At 32.6% G+C, this 4,359-nt stretch carries 4 protein-coding genes; 2 read left to right on the top strand and 2 right to left on the bottom strand.

What is annotated here, in order from left to right; translation table 11 throughout:
* Nucleotides 1-124: 124 nt before the first annotated feature.
* Nucleotides 125-631 carry a tRNA (adenosine(37)-N6)-threonylcarbamoyltransferase complex ATPase subunit type 1 TsaE gene (gene tsaE / locus CKF59_RS06585; RefSeq protein WP_119535151.1) on the top strand — a complete coding sequence of 169 codons (507 nt, stop codon included), beginning with the start codon at nucleotides 125-127 and terminating at the stop codon, nucleotides 629-631.
* Between the two features lie 138 nt (nucleotides 632-769).
* Here tsaE and CKF59_RS06580 read toward each other — a convergent pair whose 3' ends face one another.
* Both CKF59_RS06580 and CKF59_RS06575 read right to left on the bottom strand, forming a co-directional pair.
* Nucleotides 770-1,573 carry an iron chelate uptake ABC transporter family permease subunit gene (locus tag CKF59_RS06580; protein ID WP_119535150.1) on the bottom strand — a complete coding sequence of 268 codons (804 nt, stop codon included), beginning with the start codon at nucleotides 1,571-1,573 and terminating at the stop codon, nucleotides 770-772.
* A 27-nt stretch (nucleotides 1,574-1,600) separates the two neighbouring features.
* Nucleotides 1,601-2,374, bottom strand: coding sequence for a metal ABC transporter ATP-binding protein (locus CKF59_RS06575; protein ID WP_119535149.1), 774 nt, complete (start codon nucleotides 2,372-2,374; stop codon nucleotides 1,601-1,603).
* 403 nt (nucleotides 2,375-2,777) lie between these two features.
* On the opposite strand from CKF59_RS06575, the gene CKF59_RS06570 reads away from it, so the two are divergent.
* Entirely contained in the window at nucleotides 2,778-4,208 is a 1,431-nt protein-coding gene (locus tag CKF59_RS06570; RefSeq protein WP_119535148.1) for a peptidoglycan DD-metalloendopeptidase family protein, read from the top strand.
* Nucleotides 4,209-4,359 lie beyond the last annotated feature (151 nt).

The following is a 4,359-nucleotide window of genomic DNA, read 5'->3' as shown; positions in this document are numbered from 1 at the left end:
CTATTATAGTAATAAAAAATTATAGAGGAGAAAATGAACTGAAGTTTAATAAAGTTACTTTTTCATTTTTGAGAGGCTTGTTAGATATTCAGGTATAATACAAAGAAAATTTGGAAAAAGTATTATGAGTAGTTACCAATTAACTTTTGGCAGTCAAGATTTAACAGAAGAGTTTGCTAAGGAATTATGGGGATTATTAGCAAAGCAAGCTCAAAATAAAAGTGTATTATTATATTTACTTGGTAATCTAGGAGCGGGTAAGAGTACGTTTAGCCGTGCATTTATTCGAGCTGCCGGTTACCAAGGAAATATTCCTAGTCCTACCTATTCGATTCAAGAAGATTATCAATTAGATGATTTAACTTTATATCATTTAGATCTCTATCGTCTAAGTGATCCTTATGAATTAGAAGTATTAGGATTTTTTGATAATCAACAAGCAAAAACTATGTTTTTAATTGAATGGCCACAAATGTTGTTAGAAGATTTTCCGCCAACTTTGCTTTTGGAGTGGCAACATTTAGAGCAAGATCCTACAGCTCGAGGTTTAAATTTAAATATAACAGACCAAAGCTTAGCAAATTCAAGTTTTAAGCAGAATTTAGAGGCTCTAGTTACAAAATATCAATAGTAAGCTTAGTTAAAAATAGTAAATATAAAAATCCTCCGAACTTTAAATTATTAGTTCGGAGGATTTTTAACATGAAGTTTAGAACAAGTTATATCGTTCTTGGTAATAAAATGGTCAATTTCTTTAAGTAATTGTTTATTAGCTATCGCCTCTTTTAAATACTAAGCTCAAGAAGAACATGATACCTAAAGTTGAAACTATAGCTGGACTAGTTGGGAAATTAAAGTATAAACTAGAAAACAACCCAATAATAATGGCTAGATTACTAATCCCAAAAGAGTAAAGAATCATTTGTTTCGGAGAAGTTGCAAATCTTCGAGCAGTGGAAGCGGGAATAATTAATAAAGCGGTAATTAAGAGAGCCCCAATTAAAGTGATGCTTGTAGCTACTACTAAAGCTAAAAGGATTACGAGCAGACTCTTATAAAAAGCGACATTAACTCCTTCAACAATTGCCATCTCTTCACTAATGAGAATAGACATTAGAGATTTCCAACTTAAAGTAATAATAGTAACAATTACGATGCTTAAGATTGCAATGATAATAATGTCTAAGCTTTTTACCATGAGGATGTCACCAAATAGGTAGTCAAGGACATCAACTCTTACATATTTAGCAAGAATGCTAATAATGATAAAACCTAAAGACAGCGATGTATGAGCGACGATTCCTAAAATAGAATCCATGTGTAAAACTTTGGATCTTTTTTCAATAAAAAAGAGTAAAAAAGTAATTACCGCAACGGTAATGATTAAACCTAGATAAAAGTTAATTTGCAAGGCAATGGCTAACGAAAAACCAAGCATAGAGCCATGAGCGAGAGTATCTCCAAAGTATGACATACGACGCCAAAGGACAAAACATCCTAGAGTCGAAGTCGAAAAAGAGAGGAGAAATGCGGCTATCCATGCAAATGCCATCAAAGACAGAAGAAATGTCATAACAACCTCAGTTGTAAAAATTAGTCATTAAGAATGGTCGCAACCACAGTGGTTAGATGGATGATGTTTTAAATGATGGTGTACGGAATTATGCGAGTACACGGCAAAAGCGTCTTGAATATTTTTTGCAATTACATGCCCAAAGATATTAGAAAATTCAGGATTGTGAGCTATATTTTCCGGTTGTCCTTCACAGCAGATGTGTTGATTTAAACAAATTACATGATCGGTATTACGGACAACGAGCATGAGATCATGGCTAACTAAGAGAACCGCACAATTATATCTTTGTTTAATTTTTTGAATTAAACGATAGAGGTTAGCTTGGCGTTGAATGTCAACTCCTTGAGCTGGTTCATCAAGCACCAGTAATTCAGGTTCATTCATTAAACAACGAGCAAGAAAAGCTCTTTGTCTTTCGCCTCCTGATAATTGATGAATTGAAGTGTTTAGAATCTTTGTGAGTTCACAATTTTCGACTAGCCATTGATAATTTTCTTGATTAAAACGAGGGCTTAGTTTGAGTAATTGCTCTACATTTAGAGGAACGCTTTGATCCAAATTTAATTTTTGGGGTAAATAGCCAATCCTCAGATCGCTTTTACTTTTGTTTATTTGTCCTGAAGTAGGTTTTACTAAACCAAGAAGAATTTTAAGGAGACTAGATTTTCCTCCTCCATTAGGTCCAACGATAGTGGTTACCGTATTAGGATAAATAGAGAAATTAATATCACTTAAAATTGTTTTTCGCTCATTGACAATAAAATTTATATCTACAAGAGAAATTAAAGGTTGGGACATAAAGATAATTCCTTAACTACCTCAGTAGTAGGTTGATTTATTATGTTCAAATTATACTAGAAGTTAGAACGCAAAAGATAGAAATCTTACAAGAAAGATGTTTAAGTTTATTGATTTTTTTTAAACTATTTAAGTTTTTCAGAGTGGTATCTAAAAAATAAAAATTTATTTTTAGGAAAAATTTTGCTAAAATATACCGTATTGTTTTATATACCAAAAGTTTATATCTTCTGATTTTATTTGGACAAGAAGTTTTGAGAAACACTTGTTAAATAAAAAATAATGAATATAAATATAAGGCATATTTTAGTTTTGTTAGTTTAATAACTGATCATCCAGAATTTAAAATTTTGATAGGTAAAGAGCTAGATTTTTTGCCTATAGAGTATATCTAGGATATAACGTGAATCTTTCACCAGAAGAATATAGTAAGCGTAGAAATTTTCTTATTATAGTTCGAGTAATGTACCTTGTATCATTTGCATTAATTGCAGGTGGTCTTTATTTGAATCAAATTCGTAGTGTTGATTACGGGGAACTTAATACCGATTATAATAATATTGACGTAGATACTACTAGTCGTATAGATTTACAAGATGTTAGTGACATTAAAGAACTGACTTTAGATCGTGTTGAAGACCTAATAAACGATAGTCGTTTAGTTCCAAGTCAATTACAAAGAGTAAATCAAGGGATTACTGAATTAAATAATCTTGTGGCTAATTTAAAAGACTTAAATAGTCACGAAGTAAAAGCTAATAATGAAACTTTAGAGAGTATTTTGACCACTGCTTTAAAGTTACAATTTCCTCAAGCTACGTTAAATCAGGAAGACTTAAAAAATATTTTAACTTTAAGTAAACGAAACCGTGATGGTTTTGATAGCCTAAAACGAGGACAAACCTTACAATTCTATTTCACCGAAAATGGGGATATTAGTTATGTAAGTCTAACCAAAGACATTAAAGAAGAAATTCGTTATATTCGTGAAGATAATCCAAGAAAACCTTATTATCGTGAACGTTTTCTTCGTCCGTCACAAACAAGATTAGACAGTCGTTCAGCTACGGTAGGAGCTGCCGGACTTACAGGTGCTTTAAGAACCATGGGAATTACTGATAATAACTCAAATTTAATTAATGAAATTATTAGTATGCAATTAAATGGCGGTTCGGTGCAACGTAATGCTCGTGTTACGATTCTTTCTAATCGTGAATATGTCGGTGATAGTCTCTATAACGAGTCTTTCCGTAATGTGCAAGCTGTAAAAGTAACTCAAGGGGGTAAAGATTACTACGCCATTTACTTTAATAATGCTTGGTATGATGCTGACGGGAAAAGACCACAACAGTTAACTTTTAATCGTTATCCATTTATTGGGAAGACACCAACGATTACTTCTGGATTTAATCCAACTCGTCGTCACCCAGTTACCGGAAGAGTGCAGCCACATAACGGGATAGATTTTGGAATTCCAATTCGTACGCCAATTTATGCACCGGCAGATGGAAGAGTAACCAAAGTTGCATTTCAAGCAGGTGGAGCTGGACGCTATATTGTTATCCAACATGACCGTACTTACTCAACCGTGTATATGCACTTATCAGGGACTCCTCTAAGTGTGGGACAAACGGTTAAACGTGGACAGCTGATTGCTTATTCTGGTAATTCCGGAAGAACTACAGGTCCGCATTTACACTATGAAATTCATGTGAATGGCGTGCCACGTAATCCACGAACTGTAAGTTTACCGCAAGGTAGAAATAGTAATGTTACTAATAACAGTCGCTTTAAAAATTTGGCAGCAAATTATTTAAAACGCTTAAGTAACTAAACAAATAAGAAATAAGGCACAAGATTACTCTTAGTGCCTTATCTTTTATGATTAACTTTTAATATCTATAAATAATTGATATTTTTGCTCAATTTAGATTTAGGTTTGGTTTAAAACTTAAAGATTTGAGTAAAAAATTAAAGGTACAAAT

It is taken from the genome of Psittacicella gerlachiana, from assembly GCF_003585965.1.
In the GTDB taxonomy this organism is placed as follows: Bacteria; Pseudomonadota; Gammaproteobacteria; order Enterobacterales; family Psittacicellaceae; genus Psittacicella; species Psittacicella gerlachiana.
Note: the sequence above shows the minus strand (reverse complement) of the source record. Positions and strands in the feature narration are given on the sequence as shown.

What these genes read in the sequence shown, in the direction of transcription:
- tsaE (WP_119535151.1), top strand. Translation starts at nt 125, where the DNA reads ATGAGTAGTTACCAATTAACTTTTGGCAGTCAAGATTTAACAGAAGAG.
- CKF59_RS06580 (WP_119535150.1), bottom strand. Translation starts at nt 1,573, where the DNA reads ATGACATTTCTTCTGTCTTTGATGGCATTTGCATGGATAGCCGCATTT.
- CKF59_RS06575 (WP_119535149.1), bottom strand. Translation starts at nt 2,374, where the DNA reads ATGTCCCAACCTTTAATTTCTCTTGTAGATATAAATTTTATTGTCAAT.